This is a genomic window from Pseudomonas sp. NFX15 (genome assembly GCF_049132105.1).
GTDB lineage: Bacteria > Pseudomonadota > Gammaproteobacteria > Pseudomonadales > Pseudomonadaceae > Aquipseudomonas.
The window spans coordinates 105,484-123,716 of the sequence record NZ_JAFMPV010000005.1 but is presented as its reverse complement, the minus strand read 5'-3'; the positions used below and the strand labels follow the sequence as shown (position 1 = coordinate 123,716).

The 18,233-nt window shown below is 59.9% G+C and carries 17 protein-coding genes; 9 read left to right on the top strand and 8 right to left on the bottom strand.

Annotated elements, in window-relative coordinates; translation table 11 throughout:
* The first annotated feature begins 169 nt into the window (after positions 1-169).
* Together quiC and J1D76_RS07545 are read left to right on the top strand one after the other, a co-directional pair.
* A complete protein-coding gene (quiC, locus tag J1D76_RS07550; protein ID WP_421137740.1) occupies positions 170-2,071 on the top strand; it encodes a 3-dehydroshikimate dehydratase QuiC in 1,902 nt (633 codons plus the stop codon).
* Between the two features lie 103 nt (positions 2,072-2,174).
* Entirely contained in the window at positions 2,175-2,852 is a 678-nt protein-coding gene (locus tag J1D76_RS07545; protein ID WP_421137739.1) for a TetR family transcriptional regulator, read from the top strand.
* A gap of 141 nt (positions 2,853-2,993) precedes the next feature.
* Here the strand turns inward: J1D76_RS07545 and J1D76_RS07540 are convergent, their stop codons facing one another.
* From J1D76_RS07540 to J1D76_RS07525, 4 genes are all read right to left on the bottom strand, one after another.
* Positions 2,994-3,848, bottom strand: coding sequence for a shikimate dehydrogenase (locus tag J1D76_RS07540; protein ID WP_421137738.1), 855 nt, complete (start codon positions 3,846-3,848; stop codon positions 2,994-2,996).
* A gap of 5 nt (positions 3,849-3,853) precedes the next feature.
* Complete coding sequence (aroQ, locus tag J1D76_RS07535; protein WP_421137737.1) at positions 3,854-4,294, bottom strand: type II 3-dehydroquinate dehydratase; 441 nt, start codon at positions 4,292-4,294, stop codon at positions 3,854-3,856.
* Between the two features lie 224 nt (positions 4,295-4,518).
* Complete coding sequence (gene trmA, locus J1D76_RS07530; RefSeq protein ID WP_421137736.1) at positions 4,519-5,598, bottom strand: tRNA (uridine(54)-C5)-methyltransferase TrmA; 1,080 nt, start codon at positions 5,596-5,598, stop codon at positions 4,519-4,521.
* Positions 5,595-6,890 carry an NCS2 family permease gene (locus J1D76_RS07525; protein ID WP_421137735.1) on the bottom strand — a complete coding sequence of 432 codons (1,296 nt, stop codon included), beginning with the start codon at positions 6,888-6,890 and terminating at the stop codon, positions 5,595-5,597. The genes trmA and J1D76_RS07525 overlap by 4 nt, the downstream gene beginning before the upstream one ends.
* Positions 6,891-7,112: 222 nt before the next feature.
* Here J1D76_RS07525 and J1D76_RS07520 point away from each other — a divergent pair, with 222 nt between their 5' ends.
* Together J1D76_RS07520 and J1D76_RS07515 are read left to right on the top strand one after the other, a co-directional pair.
* On the top strand, positions 7,113-7,559 hold the full coding sequence (locus tag J1D76_RS07520; protein WP_421137734.1) for a DUF4879 domain-containing protein: 447 nt from the start codon (positions 7,113-7,115) through the stop codon (positions 7,557-7,559).
* Positions 7,560-7,629: 70 nt separating this feature from the next.
* On the top strand, positions 7,630-8,181 hold the full coding sequence (locus tag J1D76_RS07515; protein ID WP_421137733.1) for a DJ-1 family glyoxalase III: 552 nt from the start codon (positions 7,630-7,632) through the stop codon (positions 8,179-8,181).
* Positions 8,182-8,187: 6 nt separating this feature from the next.
* Here the strand turns inward: J1D76_RS07515 and J1D76_RS07510 are convergent, their stop codons facing one another.
* Positions 8,188-9,438 (bottom strand): MFS transporter, encoded by a 1,251-nt coding sequence (locus tag J1D76_RS07510; protein WP_421137732.1) that lies wholly within the window; start codon positions 9,436-9,438, stop codon positions 8,188-8,190.
* Between the two features lie 469 nt (positions 9,439-9,907).
* Here J1D76_RS07510 and J1D76_RS07505 point away from each other — a divergent pair, with 469 nt between their 5' ends.
* The 3 genes from J1D76_RS07505 to J1D76_RS07495 all read left to right on the top strand — a co-directional run bounded on the left by J1D76_RS07505 (position 9,908) and on the right by J1D76_RS07495 (position 12,611).
* Positions 9,908-11,344 carry a cytochrome ubiquinol oxidase subunit I gene (locus tag J1D76_RS07505; protein ID WP_421137731.1) on the top strand — a complete coding sequence of 479 codons (1,437 nt, stop codon included), beginning with the start codon at positions 9,908-9,910 and terminating at the stop codon, positions 11,342-11,344.
* 3 nt (positions 11,345-11,347) lie between these two features.
* Positions 11,348-12,355 (top strand): cytochrome d ubiquinol oxidase subunit II, encoded by a 1,008-nt coding sequence (gene cydB / locus J1D76_RS07500; RefSeq protein WP_421137730.1) that lies wholly within the window; start codon positions 11,348-11,350, stop codon positions 12,353-12,355.
* An 88-nt stretch (positions 12,356-12,443) separates the two neighbouring features.
* The gene (locus J1D76_RS07495; RefSeq protein WP_421137729.1) at positions 12,444-12,611 is read left to right on the top strand and encodes a DUF2474 domain-containing protein; all 168 of its coding nucleotides are present in this window, start codon (positions 12,444-12,446) and stop codon (positions 12,609-12,611) included.
* A gap of 63 nt (positions 12,612-12,674) precedes the next feature.
* On the opposite strand, the gene J1D76_RS07490 is transcribed toward J1D76_RS07495, so the two are convergent.
* Complete coding sequence (locus tag J1D76_RS07490; RefSeq protein WP_421137728.1) at positions 12,675-13,799, bottom strand: methyltransferase; 1,125 nt, start codon at positions 13,797-13,799, stop codon at positions 12,675-12,677.
* 175 nt (positions 13,800-13,974) lie between these two features.
* A complete protein-coding gene (locus J1D76_RS07485) occupies positions 13,975-14,688 on the bottom strand; it encodes an autoinducer binding domain-containing protein (protein WP_421137727.1) in 714 nt (237 codons plus the stop codon).
* Positions 14,689-14,992: 304 nt separating this feature from the next.
* Between J1D76_RS07485 and J1D76_RS07480 the strand changes: the two genes are divergently transcribed.
* Positions 14,993-15,769 carry a ferredoxin--NADP reductase gene (locus J1D76_RS07480; RefSeq protein ID WP_421137726.1) on the top strand — a complete coding sequence of 259 codons (777 nt, stop codon included), beginning with the start codon at positions 14,993-14,995 and terminating at the stop codon, positions 15,767-15,769.
* Positions 15,770-15,810: 41 nt separating this feature from the next.
* Here J1D76_RS07480 and mscL read toward each other — a convergent pair whose 3' ends face one another.
* Positions 15,811-16,224, bottom strand: a complete 414-nt coding sequence (gene mscL, locus J1D76_RS07475; protein ID WP_421137725.1) for a large-conductance mechanosensitive channel protein MscL — start codon at positions 16,222-16,224, stop codon at positions 15,811-15,813.
* Between the two features lie 605 nt (positions 16,225-16,829).
* Here mscL and radA point away from each other — a divergent pair.
* The gene (gene radA, locus J1D76_RS07470) at positions 16,830-18,197 is read left to right on the top strand and encodes a DNA repair protein RadA (protein ID WP_150773376.1); all 1,368 of its coding nucleotides are present in this window, start codon (positions 16,830-16,832) and stop codon (positions 18,195-18,197) included.
* The last annotated feature ends 36 nt before the right edge of the window (positions 18,198-18,233 follow it).

Below are 18,233 nucleotides of genomic sequence, written 5' to 3'. Positions count from 1 at the left end.
ACAAAAAATCGTCAATTCGCTGAAGGCCATTGTGTTCGATAATCGAACACAAAACTAACCGGGTAGTACACTTTGAATTGCCCAACGGACCCACCGGCTCAATAATCGGCTCACTCTTTTAAAAGCGGCGCAATTCCCTGTAGCCGAAGCCTCCACCGGGAGTCGAAACATGCAGCGTTCCATTGCCACCGTGTCCTTGAGCGGTACCCTGCCGGAAAAACTCGACGCCATTGCCGCCGCCGGTTTCGACGGTGTGGAGATTTTCGAGAACGACCTTCTCTACTACGACGGTAGCCCGCGGGAAATTAAACAGCGGTGTGCTGATCTCGGGATCGCCATCACCCTGTTTCAACCGTTCCGCGATTTCGAGGGCTGCCGCCGCGATCGATTGCCGCGCAACCTGGAGCGCGCCGAGCGCAAGTTCGACCTGATGCAGGAACTGGGCACGGACCTGGTGCTGGTGTGCAGCAATGCCTCGGCCGAATCTGTGGGCGATGAACAGATTTTAGTCGATGACCTGCGTCTGCTGGCCGAACGCGCCGGGGCACGTGGCCTGCGCATCGGTTACGAAGCACTGGCCTGGGGCCGGCATGTGAACACCTGGCAACAGGTGTGGAACATCGTGCGTCAGGCCGATCACCCAAGCCTTGGCGTGTTACTGGACAGCTTTCACACCCTGTCGCTCAAGGGCGATCCGAGCGCTATTGCCGAGATTCCCGGCGACAAGATCTTCTTCGTGCAAATGGCCGACGCTCCGATCCTGGCCATGGACGTGCTGGAGTGGAGCCGGCATTTCCGTTGTTTCCCGGGGCAGGGCGAGTTCGATTTGCCGGGATTCCTCGCGCCGATCCTCCAGAGCGGCTACACCGGTCCTTTGTCGCTGGAAATCTTCAACGACGGCTTCCGCGCCGCGCCGCCACGGGCCAATGCAGCCGACGGTTTGCGCTCGTTGCTGTACCTCGAAGAGAAAACCCGCGAGCGTCTGGCCCGGGAAGCCAAGCCGGCGCCGCACCCAGAGATTCTGTTCGAAACGCCCAAGGCCAGTGAGTACAACGGCATCGAGTTTCTCGAATTCGCCGTCGACGAAAGCCTTGGCGCCAAGCTCTGCCACTGGCTGGAGCAATTGGGTTTCGTCAAGGCCGGGCAGCATCGTTCCAAGAGCGTGAGCCTGATGCGCCAGGGCGATATCAACCTGATCCTCAACGCCGAGCCTTACTCGTTCGGCCACAGTTTTTTCGAGGCCCACGGTCCGTCATTGTGTGCCACCGCCTTGCGGGTCAAGGACAGCCCGAGCGCATTGGCGCGTGCCGTCGCCTTCAAGGGCCAGCCGTATCGCGGACTGGTTGGCCCCAACGAACTGGAACTGGCGGCCGTGCGGGCGCCGGATGGCAGCCTGATTTATCTGGTGGATCAACGCGCCGACGTCTACGGCACCGACTTCAACCTGTTCCCGGACGTGGCGACCGGCGGTGGTCTCAAGCGCATCGATCACATGGCCATGGCGCTGCCGGCCGACAGCCTCGACAGCTGGGTGCTGTTTTACAAAAGCCTGCTGGATTTCGAGGCCGATGACGAAGTGGTGCTGCCCGATCCGTATGGCCTGGTGAAGAGCCGTGCATTGCGCAGTCGCGACAGTTCGATCCGCCTGCCGCTGAACATTTCCGAAAACCGCAATACCGCGATCTCTCACGCGCTGTCGAGTTATCGCGGCTGCGGTGTGCATCACATTGCGTTTGATTGCGACGACATCTTTGCCCAGGTCAGCCGGGCCAAAGAGGCGGGCGTGCCGCTGCTGGATATCCCGCTCAACTACTACGATGACCTGGCGGCGCGCTTCGATTTCGACGATGAGTTCCTCAGCGAACTGGCCTACTACAATGTGTTGTACGACCGCGATGCCCAGGGCGGCGAGCTGTTCCATGTGTACACCGAGCCGTTCGAAGGGCGGTTCTTCTTCGAAATAATCCAGCGCAAGAACGGCTATGGCGGTTACGGTGCGGCCAACGTGGCGGTGCGCCTGACGGCCATGGCCAAATCCCGCAGCGGCGCGGTGCGTCAGACGAAGTTGTAGGAATTTCGTAACCGCGGGGATTAAACGTGGGCCGAGCGACTTCCTTCACCGAGTCGCTCGGCCCATAATCGCCAGCCTGTGCAGTGATGGCCGTGAGCCCGCAATGACAATGACCTCAGAACTCTCCGCAGCCCCCATCGAACCTGTTGTCGAGCCGCGCAAGAGTCGCAAGAACAACCCGGAAAAAACCCGCGAAAACATCCTGCAAGAGGCGATCGTCGAGTTCGTCCAGCAAGGCCTTTCCGGGGCGCGTGTCGATGCCATCGCCGAGCGCATCCACACCTCCAAGCGCATGATCTATTACTACTTCGGCAGTAAGGAGCAGCTCTATGTCGAGGTGCTGGAGAAGCTCTACGGCGATATCCGCCACACCGAAAGCCGCCTGCACCTGACCGAGCTGGCGCCGGTGGAGGCCATTCGGCGCCTGGTGGAATTTACCTTCGATCACCACGATCGCAACGTCGATTTCGTGCGTATCGTCAGCATCGAAAACATCCACAATGCCGAGTACGTGAAGCGCTCCGAGGCGATCAGGGCAATGAACAATACCGTTCTCGATTCCCTTGATGTGATCTTGCGTCGAGGTGTTGAAGAGGGTGTGTTCCGCGCCGGGCTCGTGGCGCTGGACGTGCATCTGCTGATCAGTTCGTTCTGCTTCTATCGCGTCTCGAACCGCCATACCGTGGGCGAGATCTTCCAGATCGACTTGCCGGACGAAGGTATCAAGCAGCGTCATCGCGAGATGATCTGCGAGTCGGTATTGCGTTACTTGCAGGCTTGAGACACCGCGTCGCCTGGTTCGCCAGCAAGCCGGCTCCTACAGGACTTGTGAACATCTTGTAGCAGCTGGCTTGCCAGCGAAGGCGGCTCAACTGACACACCGCGTCGTCTGGTTCGCCAGCAAGCCGGCTCCTACAGTTCGTCAGGCTTTCATACTCTGAAAGTGCGCCAGCATCCGCCGCGCATCCGGCATTACGCCGCTGAACAACTCGAACGCCTTCACCGCCTGAAACACCGCCATATTGCCGCCGTCCAGCGTCCGGCAACCGAGGGCGCGGGCATTGCGCAACAGTTCGGTTTCAAGCGGGAAATAAACAATCTCCGCGACCCATAGTTCTGCCCGCAACAGCTCGACCGGCACCGGCATGCCCGGCAGCTTTTTCATGCCCATCGGCGTGGTGTTCACCAGGCCGTCAGCCTGGGCCATCGTGCTCCACAGGTCATACCCGGCGATGGCACGGCCCGCACCGAAATGCTGATTGAGGTTGTCGGCCAGGTCCTGGGCACGGCGGATGTCCACGTCAAAAATGCTCAGCAGTTGAACGCCTTCGCTCAACAGCGCGTGGGCGACCGCGGCACCTGCACCGCCGGCCCCCATCTGCACGACTCGTTCGACGGCAACGCCTTCGAGGCCGCGGCGGAAACCTTCGGCAAAGCCCAGGCAATCGGTGTTGTGACCGATGCGTTTGCCATCCTTGAGCACGACGGTGTTGACCGCGCCGATGCTGCGGGCCTGCGGCGACAATTCGTCGAGCAGCGGGATGATCGCCTGCTTGCACGGGAAGGTGATGTTCAAGCCGGTGTAGTTCATGCGCTCGGCCGCCGTCAGCAAGTCGGGCAGGGCGGTGCTGTCGAGTTGCAATTGATCGAGGTCGATCAGCCGATACACGTAGCGCAAGCCCTGGGCGTCGCCTTCATGCTCGTGCAGGGCTGGCGTGCGTGAGGCCTGGATGCCGGCGCCGATCAGCCCGGCCAAAATCACGTGGTTGTGAGTCACGGCGATCACCCCTGCAAACGGTGGCGCAAATGTTCCAGTGCCAGGCGATAGCCGTGACTGCCGAAGCCGGCCATCACAGCAGTCGCGATGGCGGAAACGAACGAGTGGTGGCGAAAAGGTTCGCGGGCGTGGACGTTGGACAGGTGGACCTCAATCACCGGCAGTTCGCTGGCGACCAGCGCATCGCGGATTGCCACCGAGGTGTGAGTCCATGCCGCCGGATTAATCACGATCCCGGCGCAACGGCCACGGGCGGCGTGAATCCAGTCGAGCAGCTCGCCTTCGTGATTGGTCTGGCGAAACTCCACCGCCAGGCCGAACTCTTCAGCGGCGCGCCCGCACAAGGCCGAGATGTCTGCCAGGGTTTCGTGACCGTAAGTCTCCGGTTCACGGGTGCCGAGCAGGTTCAGGTTCGGGCCGTTGAGCACCAGAACAATGGGGGACATCGCGTTTCTCCACTTTTTATTGTTGGTATCGGCCGATGGTTTCGACCTGTGGAGGTAAAATGTACCAGGTGGTTAATAAGGTCAATTGAAGGAGGAACACACCGGCGCTTTGTGTGCGGTGATCGGACGCTTTCGCTCTTCAGCGCGGTAGATGCCCCCCAGAAAATCAATAAATGCCCAAAAAGCCGTCACGAGGACGGCTTTTTGTGTGTTGCAGATGCAAATCAACGCCGGGTCAACATCACCCCGGACTCCATGTGATGGGTCCATGGGAACTGGTCGAACATCGCGCAGCAGGTGATGCGGTGGGTGTCGTGCAGTTGGGCGATGTTGGCCGCCAGGGTCTGCGGGTTGCAGGAGATGTACAGGATGTTGTCGAAGCGCCGAGCCAGCTCGCAGGTGTCCGGGTCCATGCCGGCGCGCGGCGGGTCGACGAACACGCTTCCGAACTCGTAGCGCTTGAGGTCGATGCCGTGCAGACGGCGGAACGGGCGCACTTCGTTCAGGGCTTCGGTCAGCTCTTCGGCTGACAAACGCACCAACGTGACGTTATCCACGGCGTTTTCGCTGAGGTTGCTCAGTGCAGCGTTGACCGAGGTCTTGCTGATTTCGGTGGCCAGCACTTTGCGCACGCGGGTGGCGAGCGGCAGGGTGAAGTTGCCGTTGCCGCAATACAACTCCAGCAAGTCATCGGTGCGGTCGCCCAGTGCATCGTATGCCCAGTTGAGCATCTTCTGGTTCACAATGCCGTTAGGCTGGGTGAATGCGCCTTCCGGCTGGCGATAGCTGAAGGTTCGGCCGCCGACGTCCAGCTTCTCGACCACATAATCGTGGCCGATGACTTCGCGCTTGCCCTTGGAGCGGCCGATGATGCTGACATTCAGGTCGGCCGCCAGTTTCGACGCCGCTGCGTGCCAGTGCTCGTCCAGCGGGCGGTGGTAGCACAGGGTGATCATCGCGTCGCCGGCCAAGGTGGTCAGGAACTCCACCTGGAACAGCTTGTGGCTCAGGGGCGCACTGGCTTGCCAAGCAGCCTTGAGCTTGGGCATCAATTCATTGATGCGCAGGCTGGCAATCGGGAACTCGTCGATCAGGATCGGTGTGCGTTTGTCTTCTTGGGAAAACATCGCGTAGTGACGCTCACCGGCCTCGCGCCACAGGCGGAACTCGGCGCGCAGGCGAAAATTCTGCAGCGGCGAATCGAATACGGCCGGCTCCGGTGCATCGAACGGGGCCAGCAGGTCCCGCAGTCGCGTGACCTTTTCTTCGAGCTGAACGGCGTAGGCCTGGGAATCAAAAGTCATGCGTTGAACCAACCCAACTTGATCACGAACAGGACCGACAGGATCACCAGTGCCGGGTTCAGCTCACGGCCGCGACCGGACATCAGCTTGATGGCGGTCCAGGAAATGAAACCGAAGGCGATGCCATTGGCGATGGAATAGGTGAACGGCATGGCCAGCGCGGTGATTACCACCGGCGCGGCGACAGTGATGTCGTCCCAATCTACTTCGGCCAGGCCGGAAGTCATCAACACGGCGACGAACAGCAGCGCCGGTGCAGTGGCGAACGCCGGAACGCTGGAAGCCAGTGGCGAGAAGAACAGCGCCAACAGGAACAGGATCGCCACGACGACGGCGGTCAGGCCGGTACGGCCACCGGCGCTCACGCCAGCGGCGGATTCGATGTAGCTGGTGGTGGTCGAGGTGCCCAGCAGCGAACCGGCCATGGCCGCGGTGCTGTCGGCAATCAGGGCGCGGCCCATTTTCGGCATGTGACCGTCCTTGCGCATCAGGCCGGCGCGCTTGGCGACGCCGATCAAGGTGCCGGAGTTGTCGAACAGGTCGACGAACAGGAACGCAAAAATCACGCTGACCAGACCGATGTCCAGTGCGCCCTTGATGTCCAGTTGCAGGAAGGTCGGGGCCAGGGACGGCGGCATCGACATCACACCGCCGAATGGGGTGAAGCCCATGACGATGGAAACGATGGTCACCACCAGGATGCCGATCAGCACCGCACCGCGCACGGCGAGGGCTTCGAGGGCAACGATCAGGGCAAAACCGAGGGTGGCGAGGATCGGCGCCGGTTGCTTCAGGTCACCAAGGCCAACCATGGTCGCCGGGTTGCTGACCACGATACCGGCGTTGTGCAAGGCGATCAGCGCCAGGAACAGGCCGATACCGGCCGCAATCGCCGAACGCAGCGGCAGCGGGATGCTGTTGATGATCCATTCACGGATGCGGAAAATCGACAGCATGAAGAAGCACACCGCCGAGATGAACACCGCGCCCAGCGCCACCTGCCAGGTATGGCCCATGTGCAGGACTACGGTGTAGGTGAAGAAGGCATTGAGGCCCATGCCCGGTGCGAGGGCAATCGGGTAGTTGGCGATCAGGCCCATGATCGTGGAGCCGATGGCCGCGGCCAGGCAGGTGGCGACGAACACTGCGCCTTTGTCCATGCCGGTCTCGCCGAGGATGCTCGGGTTGACGAACAAAATGTAGGCCATGGCCAAAAAGGTCGTGACGCCCGCCAGAATCTCGGTCCGCACGTTGGTGTTATGTGCCTTGAGTTGAAACAGCCTTTCCAGCATGTCTGCTCCCCGTGGCGCGCCGGGCGCCGTGAATGTATCGACCTCAACAGCAAAGCACAGGCAGCAGAACGCGCCTGTAAATTAACGTGGGCCGGAAAAAGCCGCGCATCATACCAGCCGCGTGGGAATATGGCTGCTTATGGCGGTGATCGTCGTCGATGTTTTGCGACAAAGACAAGTGCGCCATACTGCGCGCTCGGTTTTTTGGGGAAAGGGTTACGCATGAAAAGGCGTCTGCTTAGCGTATTTGGCGTGTGGATGGTGTTGTTTCTCGGGCCTCAAGTGGCCATGGCGGCCTCGGCACCGCCGCTGACGCAATTGAAAGTGCTCAAGGTCGCGTCGCCGTCCTGTGGCGTCGAGAATATCGACGAAGGGCAAACCCAGACGCGTTGCGATCACAATGGCCCGAACATCACGGTGTACGTGCTGGAAGTGGGTTACGGGCGTGAGGCCCATGTCGCTCTCGACGGTTTTGAAATAAATGGCACCCGCACCCCGGTCTGCGCCTTCAAGAACGGCAATTTGACCAGTTGCACCCCGGGGGAGAAAACCGTCGGCTATTTGTATGCCCTCGACCTGGCGGGCAAGCAACAAGGCACGCTGACCTTCAGCAACACCTCGATCAATGCGCCGGGCAACACGATGTCGACGCAGCTTTACATCAAGTAACCACACACCCCTCGAACGAGGGGCAGGAAAGCTGACTACGCTTTAAGGATCATTCTGCGGAACGCTCCTGATGACCTTTAGAGCCTTGATTGCCCTTGCCGAGGGCACTGATGACCTGCAAACCGTGACCCTGATCGACGTACTGCGCCGCGCCCAGGTAGAAGTGGTGGTGGCCAGTATCGAAGGTCGGCGCATGCTTACCTGCGCCCGCGGCACGCGCCTGACGTCCGATGCGATGCTGGTGGACTTGCTCGCGCAACCGTTCGACCTGATCGCCCTGGCCGGGGGCGCCGTGGGCTCGCAGCACCTGGCCACACATCAACCCTTGCAACAACTGATCAAGGATCAAGCCGCCGCCGGTCGCCTGTTCGCTGGCATCGCCGAAGCACCCGCCGTAGCGCTACAGGCCTTTGGTGTTTTGCGGCAACGGCGCATGACCTGCTTGCCATCGGCCAGTCATCAATTGTCGGGCTGCACCTTTGTCGACCAACCGGTGGTCGTCGATGGCAATTGCATCACGGCCCAAGGCTCTGGCGCCGCATTGGCATTTGCCCTGGCCCTGGTGGAGCAGCTTTGCGGTAAGGCCGCCCGTTCCACGGTAGCGGGGGAGTTGTTGGTGTAGCCTGCCTCAGGCTTTCACTCCGTCCTTCTCTTCATCTTTGGCCACGTGCATCCGGTCACGGCTGGCGAGGGTCGGGAACAGTTTGATCCACGCCCCGGTCACCACCAGCGTGCCGATCCCGCCCATGACCACGGCCGGCACGGTGCCAAACCAATGGGCGGTCAGACCTGATTCGAATTCGCCCAACTGGTTCGAAGCGCCGATGAACAGACCGTTGACAGCGCTGACCCGGCCGCGCATTTCGTCTGGGGTTTCCAGTTGTACGAATGAAGCGCGGATCACCATGCTGATCATGTCCGCCGCGCCCAACACCACCAACACCGCCAGCGAGAACCAGAACGAAGTGGACAGGCCGAAGGCGATGGTCGCCACGCCAAAGATGCCTACGGCCGTGAACATCACGCGCCCGACGTTGCGTTCCACGGCAAAGCGCGCCAGGAACAGTGACATCAGCAATGCGCCCACGGCCGGGGCCGAGCGCAACAGGCCCAGCCCCCACGGGCCGGTCAGCAGGATGTCCTTGGCGAACACGGGCAGCAACGCCGTCGCGCCACCGAGCAGGACGGCGAACAGGTCAAGGGAGATCGCCCCGAGGATATCCGGACGACTACGGATGAAGCGAATGCCCGCCAGTAGCGAATCCAGCGTGGCTTTGCCCTTGTTCAGCGGTGTTTGCCGGGCCGGCAGGTTGAGCATCAGCGAACAGGCGATGACGTACAGCAGCACGGTCGGGCCGTACACCCAGACGCTGCCGAAGGCGTAGAGCAAGCCGCCAAGGGCCGGGGCGACGATGGTGGCCGATTGCTGGGCCGATTGCGCGGCGGCCACTGCGCGGGGAAACAGTGCGCTGGGCACGATGCTGGGCAGCAGGGCCTGGGTAGTCGGCATCTCAAACGAGCGTGCGGCGCCAAGCAGGAAGGCCAGGATGAAGATCATCTCCCGGGTGACATGGTCGGTAGCGCTGCCGATGGCCAGGGACAGGGCGATCAATGCCTGCAAGGACTGGCAGATCGCCGCGACCTTGCGCCGATCATAGCGGTCGGCGACATGCCCGGTGTGCAGCATGAACAGCACACGCGGGGCGAACTCGACCAGGCCGACCAGACCCAGGTCGAGCACGTTGCCGGTCAATTGGTAAAGGTTCCAGCCGATGGCCACGGTGAGCATCTGAAAGCCGCTGGCCGTAAACACCCGGGCCAGCCAGAACGCAAGGAAAGGACGGTGGTGACGTAACAGCAAGGGCGCTTGGCTGGGCATCTGCGGGCAAATCTGGGGGTAGGGGAACGGCGAGGTTATCACCAACCTGTAACGGGAAGTTGCCATGACAAAAAATTTAGTTAGCCAGACATCGATTTTCCTGTGGGAGCGGGCTTGCTCGCGAAGGGGGCATTATCAACAACATCAATGTTGACTGACACTCAGCCTTCGCGAGCAAGCCCGCTCCCACAGGAAATGTATTTCAGGTCGTGACCAAGGCCGTGAGGCAACTTGTCACGCGGCAAAAGACCACGCGGGTTATCCCCGAAATTGGGACTACTCTTTCAACGTTGATTGATCCAGATCAAAACCCACAAAAGGAATTGGTCCGGCGGCCGCAAGGCCAGACTCCCTGCGTTGTGAGGCGTGCAAAAAAAAGAACAAACAGGATTCGCCACACTCCATATCCGTGGGGGCCGTGGGTGCAGGCTTCCAGCCAGCAGCCGTATTACCTGACAGAGGAAGACTTATGTTCGGTTTAGAGGCACTTGATCTCGCCCGAATCCAGTTCGCGTTCACCATCTCGTTCCACATCCTGTTTCCGGCCATCACCATCGGCCTGGCGAGCTACTTGGCTGTGCTCGAAGGCCTGTGGCTGAAAACCCACAACGACACCTACCGTGACCTCTACCATTTCTGGTCGAAAATCTTTGCCGTCAACTTCGGCATGGGCGTGGTTTCTGGCCTGGTGATGGCCTATCAATTCGGCACCAACTGGAGCCGCTTCTCGGACTTCGCCGGCGCCGTGACGGGACCACTGCTGACCTATGAAGTGCTCACGGCCTTCTTCCTCGAAGCCGGGTTTCTCGGCGTCATGCTGTTTGGCTGGAACAAGGTCGGGCGGGGCCTGCACTTCTTCGCCACCGTGATGGTGGCCATCGGTACGCTGATCTCGACCTTCTGGATTCTTGCCTCCAACAGCTGGATGCAAACCCCGCAAGGCTTCGAAATCATCAACGGCCAGGTCATCCCCACCGACTGGCTGGCGATCATCTTCAACCCGTCGTTCCCCTATCGCCTGATGCACATGGCCACGGCAGCGTTCGTCGCCACGGCCTTCTTTGTCGGCTCCTCCGCGGCCTGGCATCTGCTACGCGGCAAGGACAATCCGGCGATCCGCAAAATGCTCTCGATGGCCATGTGGATGGCCTTGATCGTCGCGCCGATCCAGGCGGTCATCGGTGACTTCCACGGCTTGAACACCCTCGAGCACCAGCCCGCAAAAATAGCAGCGATCGAAGGTCACTGGGAGAACGTCGGCAACGAAGCGACGCCGCTGATCCTGTTCGGCTGGCCGGACATGAAGGAAGAAAAAACCAAATTTGCCGTCGAGATCCCCTACCTCGGCAGCCTGATCCTCACGCATTCGCTGGACAAACAGGTGCCGGCGCTCAAGGAGTTCCCGCCCGAAGACCGGCCGAATTCAACCATTGTGTTCTGGTCGTTCCGGGTCATGGTCGGCTTGGGCTTCCTGATGATCTTCACCGGTTTGTGGAGCTTGTGGTTGCGCAAGCGCGACACCCTCTACACCTCGCGGCCGTTCCTCTACCTGGCGTTGTGGATGGGGCCGTCCGGGCTGATCGCGATCCTCGCCGGCTGGTTCACCACCGAAATCGGCCGTCAGCCGTGGGTGGTCTACGGCTTGATGCGCACGGCGGACGCGTCCTCCAACCACAGCTTCATGCAGATGAGCATCACCCTGATCCTGTTTGTCGTGGTGTATTTCGCGCTGTTTGGCGCAGGTCTGGGCTACATGATGCGCCTGGTGCGCAAGGGACCGGAGATTGACGAAGGCAAGGAAACGAACGACGGTGGCCCCGGCCAGAAACGCACACCGGCCCGTCCGCTGTCGGCTGCCGACGACGATCACGCCGATGCCGGCCACAGCCTGACCAAGGAGATTTGAATCATGGGTATTGATCTTCCGCTGATCTGGGCCGTGATCATCATCTTCGGCATCATGATGTACGTGGTCATGGATGGCTTCGACCTGGGCATCGGCATTCTCTTCCCGTTCATACCGGGCAAGACCGATCGCGATGTGATGATGAACACCGTCGCTCCCGTGTGGGACGGTAATGAAACCTGGCTGGTGTTGGGCGGTGCGGCGTTGTTTGGCGCGTTTCCGCTGGCCTACTCGGTGGTGCTCTCAGCGTTGTACCTGCCGCTGATCCTGATGCTGATCGGGTTGATTTTCCGCGGCGTGGCCTTCGAGTTCCGTTTCAAGGCCAAGGACAACAAACGCCACCTGTGGGACAAGGCGTTCATCGGTGGTTCGGTCACAGCGACGTTCTTCCAGGGCGTGGCGCTCGGCGCGTTCATTGATGGGCTGCCCGTGGTCAACCGGCAGTTCGCCGGTGGCTCACTGGACTGGCTCACACCGTTCACGATGTTCTGCGGGGCGGCGCTGGTGGTGGCCTATGCGTTGCTCGGTTGCACCTGGCTGATCATGAAGACCGAAGGCAAGTTACAGGAACAGATGCATGACTTGGCGCGGCCCTTGGCCTTCGTGTTGCTGGCGGTGATCGGCGTTGTCAGCATCTGGACCCCGCTGGCCCACGCCGAAATCGCCGCGCGCTGGTTCACCATGCCAAACCTGTTCTGGTTCATGCCGGTGCCGATCCTGGTGCTGGTGACGATGTACGGCTTGATCCGCGCCGTGGCCCGCAACGCGCACTACACGCCGTTCCTGCTGACCCTGGTGCTGATCTTCCTCGGCTATAGCGGCCTGGGGATCAGCCTGTGGCCGAACATCATCCCGCCGTCGGTCTCGATCTGGGATGCCGCTGCGCCGCCGCAAAGCCAGGGCTTCATGCTGGTGGGCACGCTGTTCATCATCCCGTTCATCCTGGGCTACACCTTCTGGAGCTACTACGTGTTCCGCGGCAAGGTCACCCACGAGGACGGCTACCACTAGCCCTGCACACCACCAACCTTTGTGGGCGCGAGCCTGCTCGCGATGGCGTCCTCACAGACGCCATCCACCCTAATCGGAGTAATGAGCCATGCCTGGCAAACATTCCTTGCACGACATCGTACAAGCCGAAAAAAAGCCACTCTGGCAACGGCTCGGCTGGCTGGCCCTGATCTGGGTCGGCAGTGTGGGTGCCTTGTTCATCGCCGCCAGCCTGATGCGTTTGTTCATGAACGCGGCAGGCCTGACCACGCACTGACATCTCTCCCGTAGCCTCAAGGCACGGATCGATGACCCTCCAACCGGAGGGTTTTTTTGCCCGTTACTTGCGCGCCTTGAGGATCACGAATTTCGCATTGGCCGCCACTTGTTCGACACCGCGGAACAAGCGCGCCAGCTTGCTGTGATAACCCAGGTGACGATTACCGACGATGTACAACGCGCCGCCCACGACTAGCGCTTCGCGCGCCTGCTGGAACATTCGCCAGGCCAGGAAGTCGCCCACTACCTGTTGCTGGTGAAACGGCGGGTTGCACAACACCACGTCCAGCGACTGCGGTTCCTGGCCGGCCAGGCCGTCGCCAGCGCGCACGATCACGTCCCGTTCACCCAGCGCAGCACGCCAGTTTTCGGCAGCCGATTGCACTGCCATGAACGATTCGTCCACCAGTGTGTAGTGGGCGTCGGGGTTTTGCAGAGCGCTGGCGATGGCCAGGACGCCGTTGCCGCAACCGAGATCGGCGACCCGTGCCGAGCCGAGATGCTTGGGCAGGTGCGGCAAAAACGCTCGCGTGCCGATGTCCAGTCCTTCGCGGCAAAACACGTTGGCGTGGTTGAGCAGTTCGATGGAGGGCTCGTCGAGGGTGTAACGCGTGGGGTAGGGCGACACCCCTGGGGTTTTTTCCTGAGCCGTGGCGATCAATAGCCGCGCCTTTTTCACCGCAAGCGAAGCCTGCACCGGGCCGATGTAACGCTCGAGCAGATCCCCTGCTGCCCGTGGCAGATGCTTGATCATGGCCGCGGCAATCACCTGCGCGCCGGGCGCCATCTGGCCTTGCAGGCGGATCAGTTGTTCTTCCAGCAGGGCCAGGGTTTTCGGAACTCGGATCAGCACACAGTCGAACGGCCCGGTTGGGGTATCGCTGGCGGGAATGCCCGGCACCGCGTCAAACGCCAGGCCGTTGCGCACCAGATTCTTTTCCAGGCCCTGAAAGGCCAGGAACGAATCGCCGCTGCTGACCACCCGCACCTTGCCCGCCAGACTGGCGGCCAATGCACCGAAACTGTCGTTGAGCACCAATACCCGCGTGTCGGCCGTCGGTTGCTGCTCGGCAAGATGGTTGAGCAGGTATTCATCGGCCGCATCGAACGCTTGCAGCGGTTCGTTCTGCTGTTCGGGCTGGCGGATCAGGTCGAGGTGGGCGAAGGGTGTTTCGAGCAAAGGCATGGGGCGGGGCTCTGGGTAATCAACGTATGTCCCGCAGCCCGAAGGCGTCAAAGCGGGCGGAGCCGTCCGAGTGTACTGCGTCGTGAATTTTTCCACGCCATCACTCAAGAAGGACCGCAAATGGTACGTTTTTTTCACCTGGATTACCCGCAGCTTTTCCCCGCGTCGAGGACTTTCAGATGGCTCCGGAGCGGGCGGCGGCGATGACGGCGGACATCTTGTTGTTGACGCCGAGTTTCTCGATGGCCTTGTGCACATGAAAATTGACGGTGCGCTCACTCAAATTGAGGATCCTGGAAATCTCATACGCTGTCTTGCCATCGGCCGACAGTTTCAGCACTTCAAGTTCCCGCCTCGACAAGGGTGGGGGCTGGGGGCGCGGTATTTTTTTCGGTTGCATCGCGAGCGCCAGCGCATGCAGATGCCGGCTGATGAACAGCGAGAACCCCAGGTTTTCATACAGCTCATAGGCAGAAATCGGGCAGTGACTTCTGGCCAGGCTGAGAATGCTGTACAGACCGCTTTCCTCATCATGGAACGATTGCGACCAGCCATGCGCCAGGCCTTGCTGCTCCAGTTGTTGCCACAGCCAAGGGGTTTTGGAGAACAGTTCCTGGCTCCAGACCACGGGAAGCATTGAGTGATTGCAATGGGCTATTACCGGATCTATCTCCCGCGCTTTACTCTGTCCATATTGCGTGTTCCAGTCGTGCGGATAGTTGTTCAGGCTGACCGGGCTGCATTCATTGCGATTGCTGCTTGAAATGGTCGAAAAGGCGCAGAATTTATAGCCAAGATTCCTGACGAAATTCAGGGATATACGATAGGCAATATTAATGTCTTGTGTGTGAGACAGTAATTGAAGCTGAGACTCTTTCCAGATTTCCATTCGCAGTAACTCCAGCGGCATGTCCTTGTGGTGCGTTTAATGGATCCGAGATCCGGCACGTGACGAAGTGTAGGACAGATCAATGGATTGTAGTTCGACGATTTTGATATTTAACTTTGATAAAAAGTGCAGGTAAGGTTCTTAAGCAATACCATTCTATTAAATGCCATGCGCCATTTTATAAACTTTGGTATTCCTCGCATCGAATAATCAATAACTTGCGGAGCGAATATCACTACAAACTGTCGGTGGTTACGCTGTCGTCTTTGCGGGACACTGGGGCATCATTCGAGGGGAGCCTTCCATGTCCGTCAGTGAAGAAAAATGTACCCGCCAAACCCTGCTCGACGTTCAACCGTTGACCCCGAACCTGTTTACCTTGCGTGCGACGCGCGATGCAGGGTTTCGGTTTCGAGCGGGGCAATTTGCCCGGTTGGGTGTCACCAAGGCGGATGGCAGCACAGTCTGGCGCGCGTATTCCATGGTCTCGTCGCCCTTCGACGAGTTCCTCGAGTTCTTCTCCATTGTCGTGCCGGGCGGGGAATTCACCAGTGAACTGAGCCGCCTGGGCGTCGGCGATACGTTGCTGGTCGATCGCCAGGCCTTCGGTTACCTGACGCCGGACCGTTTTGTTGACGGCCGCGATCTCTGGCTATTGTCCACTGGCACGGGCGTGGCACCGTTTCTGTCGATACTCCAGGACTTCGAAGTCTGGGAGCGCTTTGAACGGATCATTCTGGTCTACAGCGTGCGAGAAGTCCGGGAACTGGCGTATCAGGAGTTGATTGCCGGACTGGCGCAACGTGACTACCTGGCCGAGAACGGACACAAGCTGCAATTCATTGCCACGGTCACGCGCGAGGAGCATCCGGGCACGTTGAACGGGCGGATCACCACGCTGATTGAAAACGGCAAACTGGAGCGCGCTGCGGGCGTAGCGCTGACCGCCGAGCATTCGCGGGTCATGCTGTGCGGCAATCCGCAGATGATCGACGACACACGCAAGCTGCTGAAACAGCGTGACATGCACCTGAGCCTTAGCCGACGACCCGGCCAGGTGGCGGTGGAAAATTTCTGGTAAAAAAACGGCGCCTCAAAGGCGCCGTTTTTGTGATGGTGCAGTCAAGGCCGGTTGTTCTGCGCCTTGAGTAAATCGCGGATTTCGCCCAGCAATTCTTCTTCCTTGGTTGGAACCGGCGGCAGGCTCGGGGCCACAGATTCCTCGCGCTTCAAGCGGTTGATGGCCTTGACGCCCATGAAGATCGCAAACGCGACGATGATGAAGTCGATGATGGTCTGGATGAATTTTCCATAGGCCAGGACTACCGCTGGGGTGGCGCCGTCCGCGGCCTTTAGCGTGATGGCCAGATCGCTGAAGTCCACTCCGCCGATCAGCATCCCGATGGGCGGCATGATCAGGTCACCGACAAACGACGTGACAATCTTGCCGAAAGCCGCACCGATGATGATGCCGACAGCCATGTCGACCACGTTGCCTTTGACCGCGAAGGCCTTGAACTCATTAAGCACGCCCATAGGTTATTTCCTTGTTACAGATGAGGTTGATGAACGCAGTGTAAATCAGCAATTCGCATTCTGCTTGAATCACCGGCCTGCTGAGCCTGCCTGCAATCGACCCGAGGGGGGGTGAAAAATTTACCGATGCACCTCGATGGCGGTGTGACGAGGTTGTGGGCAGCGGTGCTTATAGGGGGGCGCTGTTCAAAAGAAGATTTGCTTTGCATAAGTGGATCAAAGGTGAGGTTTTATAGGTGTGTCGGAGCAGATTGAGTTAGCCAGATAGCCGGTAATCAATCAGTAAGATTGGAAACGGATTGCAGGTCCGGTTTGGGGTTGTGTTGGGAGAGTGTGCTTTTGAGAAGTGTGAAGTTTTGTGAAGGTGTGCAGAAAGACTATAAATAACAGATTTTGTACAGGATTTATGATGCTGGTAGTACGCAACTCCAGCGTTTATTGGAAAAGCTCCTGAGAAAAACTTGTACAAAGTTTTATCGGGTGTTCCAGTTGTAATAAGACTGAAGTTAGCCCGCCGGATTGAAAGCCAGAAAGAATTACACAATATCTGCCCACACTCTTGCGTCTCGGCTGAGCTATCATCGCGTTTTTTTCCGGGAGTTCCGATGGCCAAGGCCAAGCGCATGTACGGCTGCACCGAGTGCGGCTCAACCTTTCCCAAATGGGCCGGCCAGTGCGGTGAGTGCGGCGCCTGGAACACGCTCACCGAAACCATGGTGGAAAGCGGCGGCGCAGCAGCGCCGACCGGGCGCACCGGCTGGGCCGGCCAGCAGGCGCAGATCAAGACCCTGGCCGAAGTCAGCGTCGAAGAGATCCCTCGCTTCTCTACCGCGTCCAGCGAGCTCGACCGGGTTCTGGGTGGCGGCCTGGTGGACGGCTCGGTGGTGCTGATCGGCGGCGACCCCGGCATCGGCAAGTCGACCATTTTGTTGCAAACCTTGTGCAACCTCGCCAAGAGCATGCCGGCGTTATACGTCACCGGCGAGGAATCCCAGCAGCAAGTGGCCATGCGTGCACGGCGTTTGGGCCTGCCCCAGGACCAACTGCGGGTGATGACCGAAACCTGCATCGAAACCATCATCGCCACGGCACGTCAGGAAAAGCCCAAGGTGATGGTGATCGACTCGATCCAGACGATTTTTACCGAGCAATTGCAATCGGCGCCTGGCGGTGTGTCTCAGGTGCGCGAAAGCGCGGCGTTGCTGGTGCGTTATGCCAAACAGAGCGGCACCGCGATTTTCCTGGTGGGCCACGTCACCAAGGAAGGCGCATTGGCGGGCCCGCGTGTTTTGGAACATATGGTCGACACGGTGCTGTATTTCGAAGGTGAGTCCGATGGACGCCTGCGGCTGCTGCGGGCGGTAAAAAACCGTTTCGGTGCGGTCAACGAACTGGGCGTGTTCGGCATGACCGACAAGGGCCTGAAAGAAGTCTCCAACCCCTCGGCGATTTTTCTGACCCGTGCCCAGGAAGAAGTCCCGGGCAGCGTGGTGATGGCCACGTGGGAAGGCACCCGGCCGATGCTGGTGGAAGTTCAGGCGCTGGTGGACGACAGTCACCTGGCCAACCCGCGCCGAGTCACGCTGGGGCTGGATCAAAACCGCCTGGCGATGCTGCTGGCGGTGCTGCACCGTCATGGTGGCATTCCAACCCACGATCAGGACGTGTTTCTCAATGTGGTCGGCGGGGTCAAAGTGCTGGAAACGGCGTCCGACCTGGCGTTGATGGCGGCGGTGATGTCCAGTTTGCGCAACCGGCCGTTGCCCCACGACTTGCTGGTGTTCGGTGAAGTCGGGCTTTCCGGCGAGGTACGTCCGGTGCCGAGTGGTCAGGAGCGCTTGAAGGAAGCTGCCAAGCACGGCTTCAAACGGGCCATCGTGCCCAAGGGCAATGCGCCGAAGGAGGCGCCGGCCGGGTTGCAAATCATTGCTGTCACCCGACTGGAGCAGGCGCTGGATGCGTTGTTCGAATAACTGACGGACAAAACACAAGCCCTGTGGGAGTGAGCC

What these genes read in the sequence shown, in the direction of transcription:
- quiC (WP_421137740.1), top strand. Translation starts at nt 170, where the DNA reads ATGCAGCGTTCCATTGCCACCGTGTCCTTGAGCGGTACCCTGCCGGAA.
- J1D76_RS07545 (WP_421137739.1), top strand. Translation starts at nt 2,175, where the DNA reads ATGACAATGACCTCAGAACTCTCCGCAGCCCCCATCGAACCTGTTGTC.
- aroQ (WP_421137737.1), bottom strand. Translation starts at nt 4,294, where the DNA reads ATGTCCCCCATTGTTCTGGTGCTCAACGGCCCGAACCTGAACCTGCTC.
- trmA (WP_421137736.1), bottom strand. Translation starts at nt 5,598, where the DNA reads ATGACTTTTGATTCCCAGGCCTACGCCGTTCAGCTCGAAGAAAAGGTC.
- J1D76_RS07525 (WP_421137735.1), bottom strand. Translation starts at nt 6,890, where the DNA reads ATGCTGGAAAGGCTGTTTCAACTCAAGGCACATAACACCAACGTGCGG.
- J1D76_RS07520 (WP_421137734.1), top strand. Translation starts at nt 7,113, where the DNA reads ATGAAAAGGCGTCTGCTTAGCGTATTTGGCGTGTGGATGGTGTTGTTT.
- J1D76_RS07515 (WP_421137733.1), top strand. Translation starts at nt 7,630, where the DNA reads ATGACCTTTAGAGCCTTGATTGCCCTTGCCGAGGGCACTGATGACCTG.
- J1D76_RS07510 (WP_421137732.1), bottom strand. Translation starts at nt 9,438, where the DNA reads ATGCCCAGCCAAGCGCCCTTGCTGTTACGTCACCACCGTCCTTTCCTT.
- J1D76_RS07505 (WP_421137731.1), top strand. Translation starts at nt 9,908, where the DNA reads ATGTTCGGTTTAGAGGCACTTGATCTCGCCCGAATCCAGTTCGCGTTC.
- cydB (WP_421137730.1), top strand. Translation starts at nt 11,348, where the DNA reads ATGGGTATTGATCTTCCGCTGATCTGGGCCGTGATCATCATCTTCGGC.
- J1D76_RS07495 (WP_421137729.1), top strand. Translation starts at nt 12,444, where the DNA reads ATGCCTGGCAAACATTCCTTGCACGACATCGTACAAGCCGAAAAAAAG.
- J1D76_RS07490 (WP_421137728.1), bottom strand. Translation starts at nt 13,799, where the DNA reads ATGCCTTTGCTCGAAACACCCTTCGCCCACCTCGACCTGATCCGCCAG.
- J1D76_RS07485 (WP_421137727.1), bottom strand. Translation starts at nt 14,688, where the DNA reads ATGGAAATCTGGAAAGAGTCTCAGCTTCAATTACTGTCTCACACACAA.
- J1D76_RS07480 (WP_421137726.1), top strand. Translation starts at nt 14,993, where the DNA reads ATGTCCGTCAGTGAAGAAAAATGTACCCGCCAAACCCTGCTCGACGTT.
- mscL (WP_421137725.1), bottom strand. Translation starts at nt 16,224, where the DNA reads ATGGGCGTGCTTAATGAGTTCAAGGCCTTCGCGGTCAAAGGCAACGTG.
- radA (WP_150773376.1), top strand. Translation starts at nt 16,830, where the DNA reads ATGGCCAAGGCCAAGCGCATGTACGGCTGCACCGAGTGCGGCTCAACC.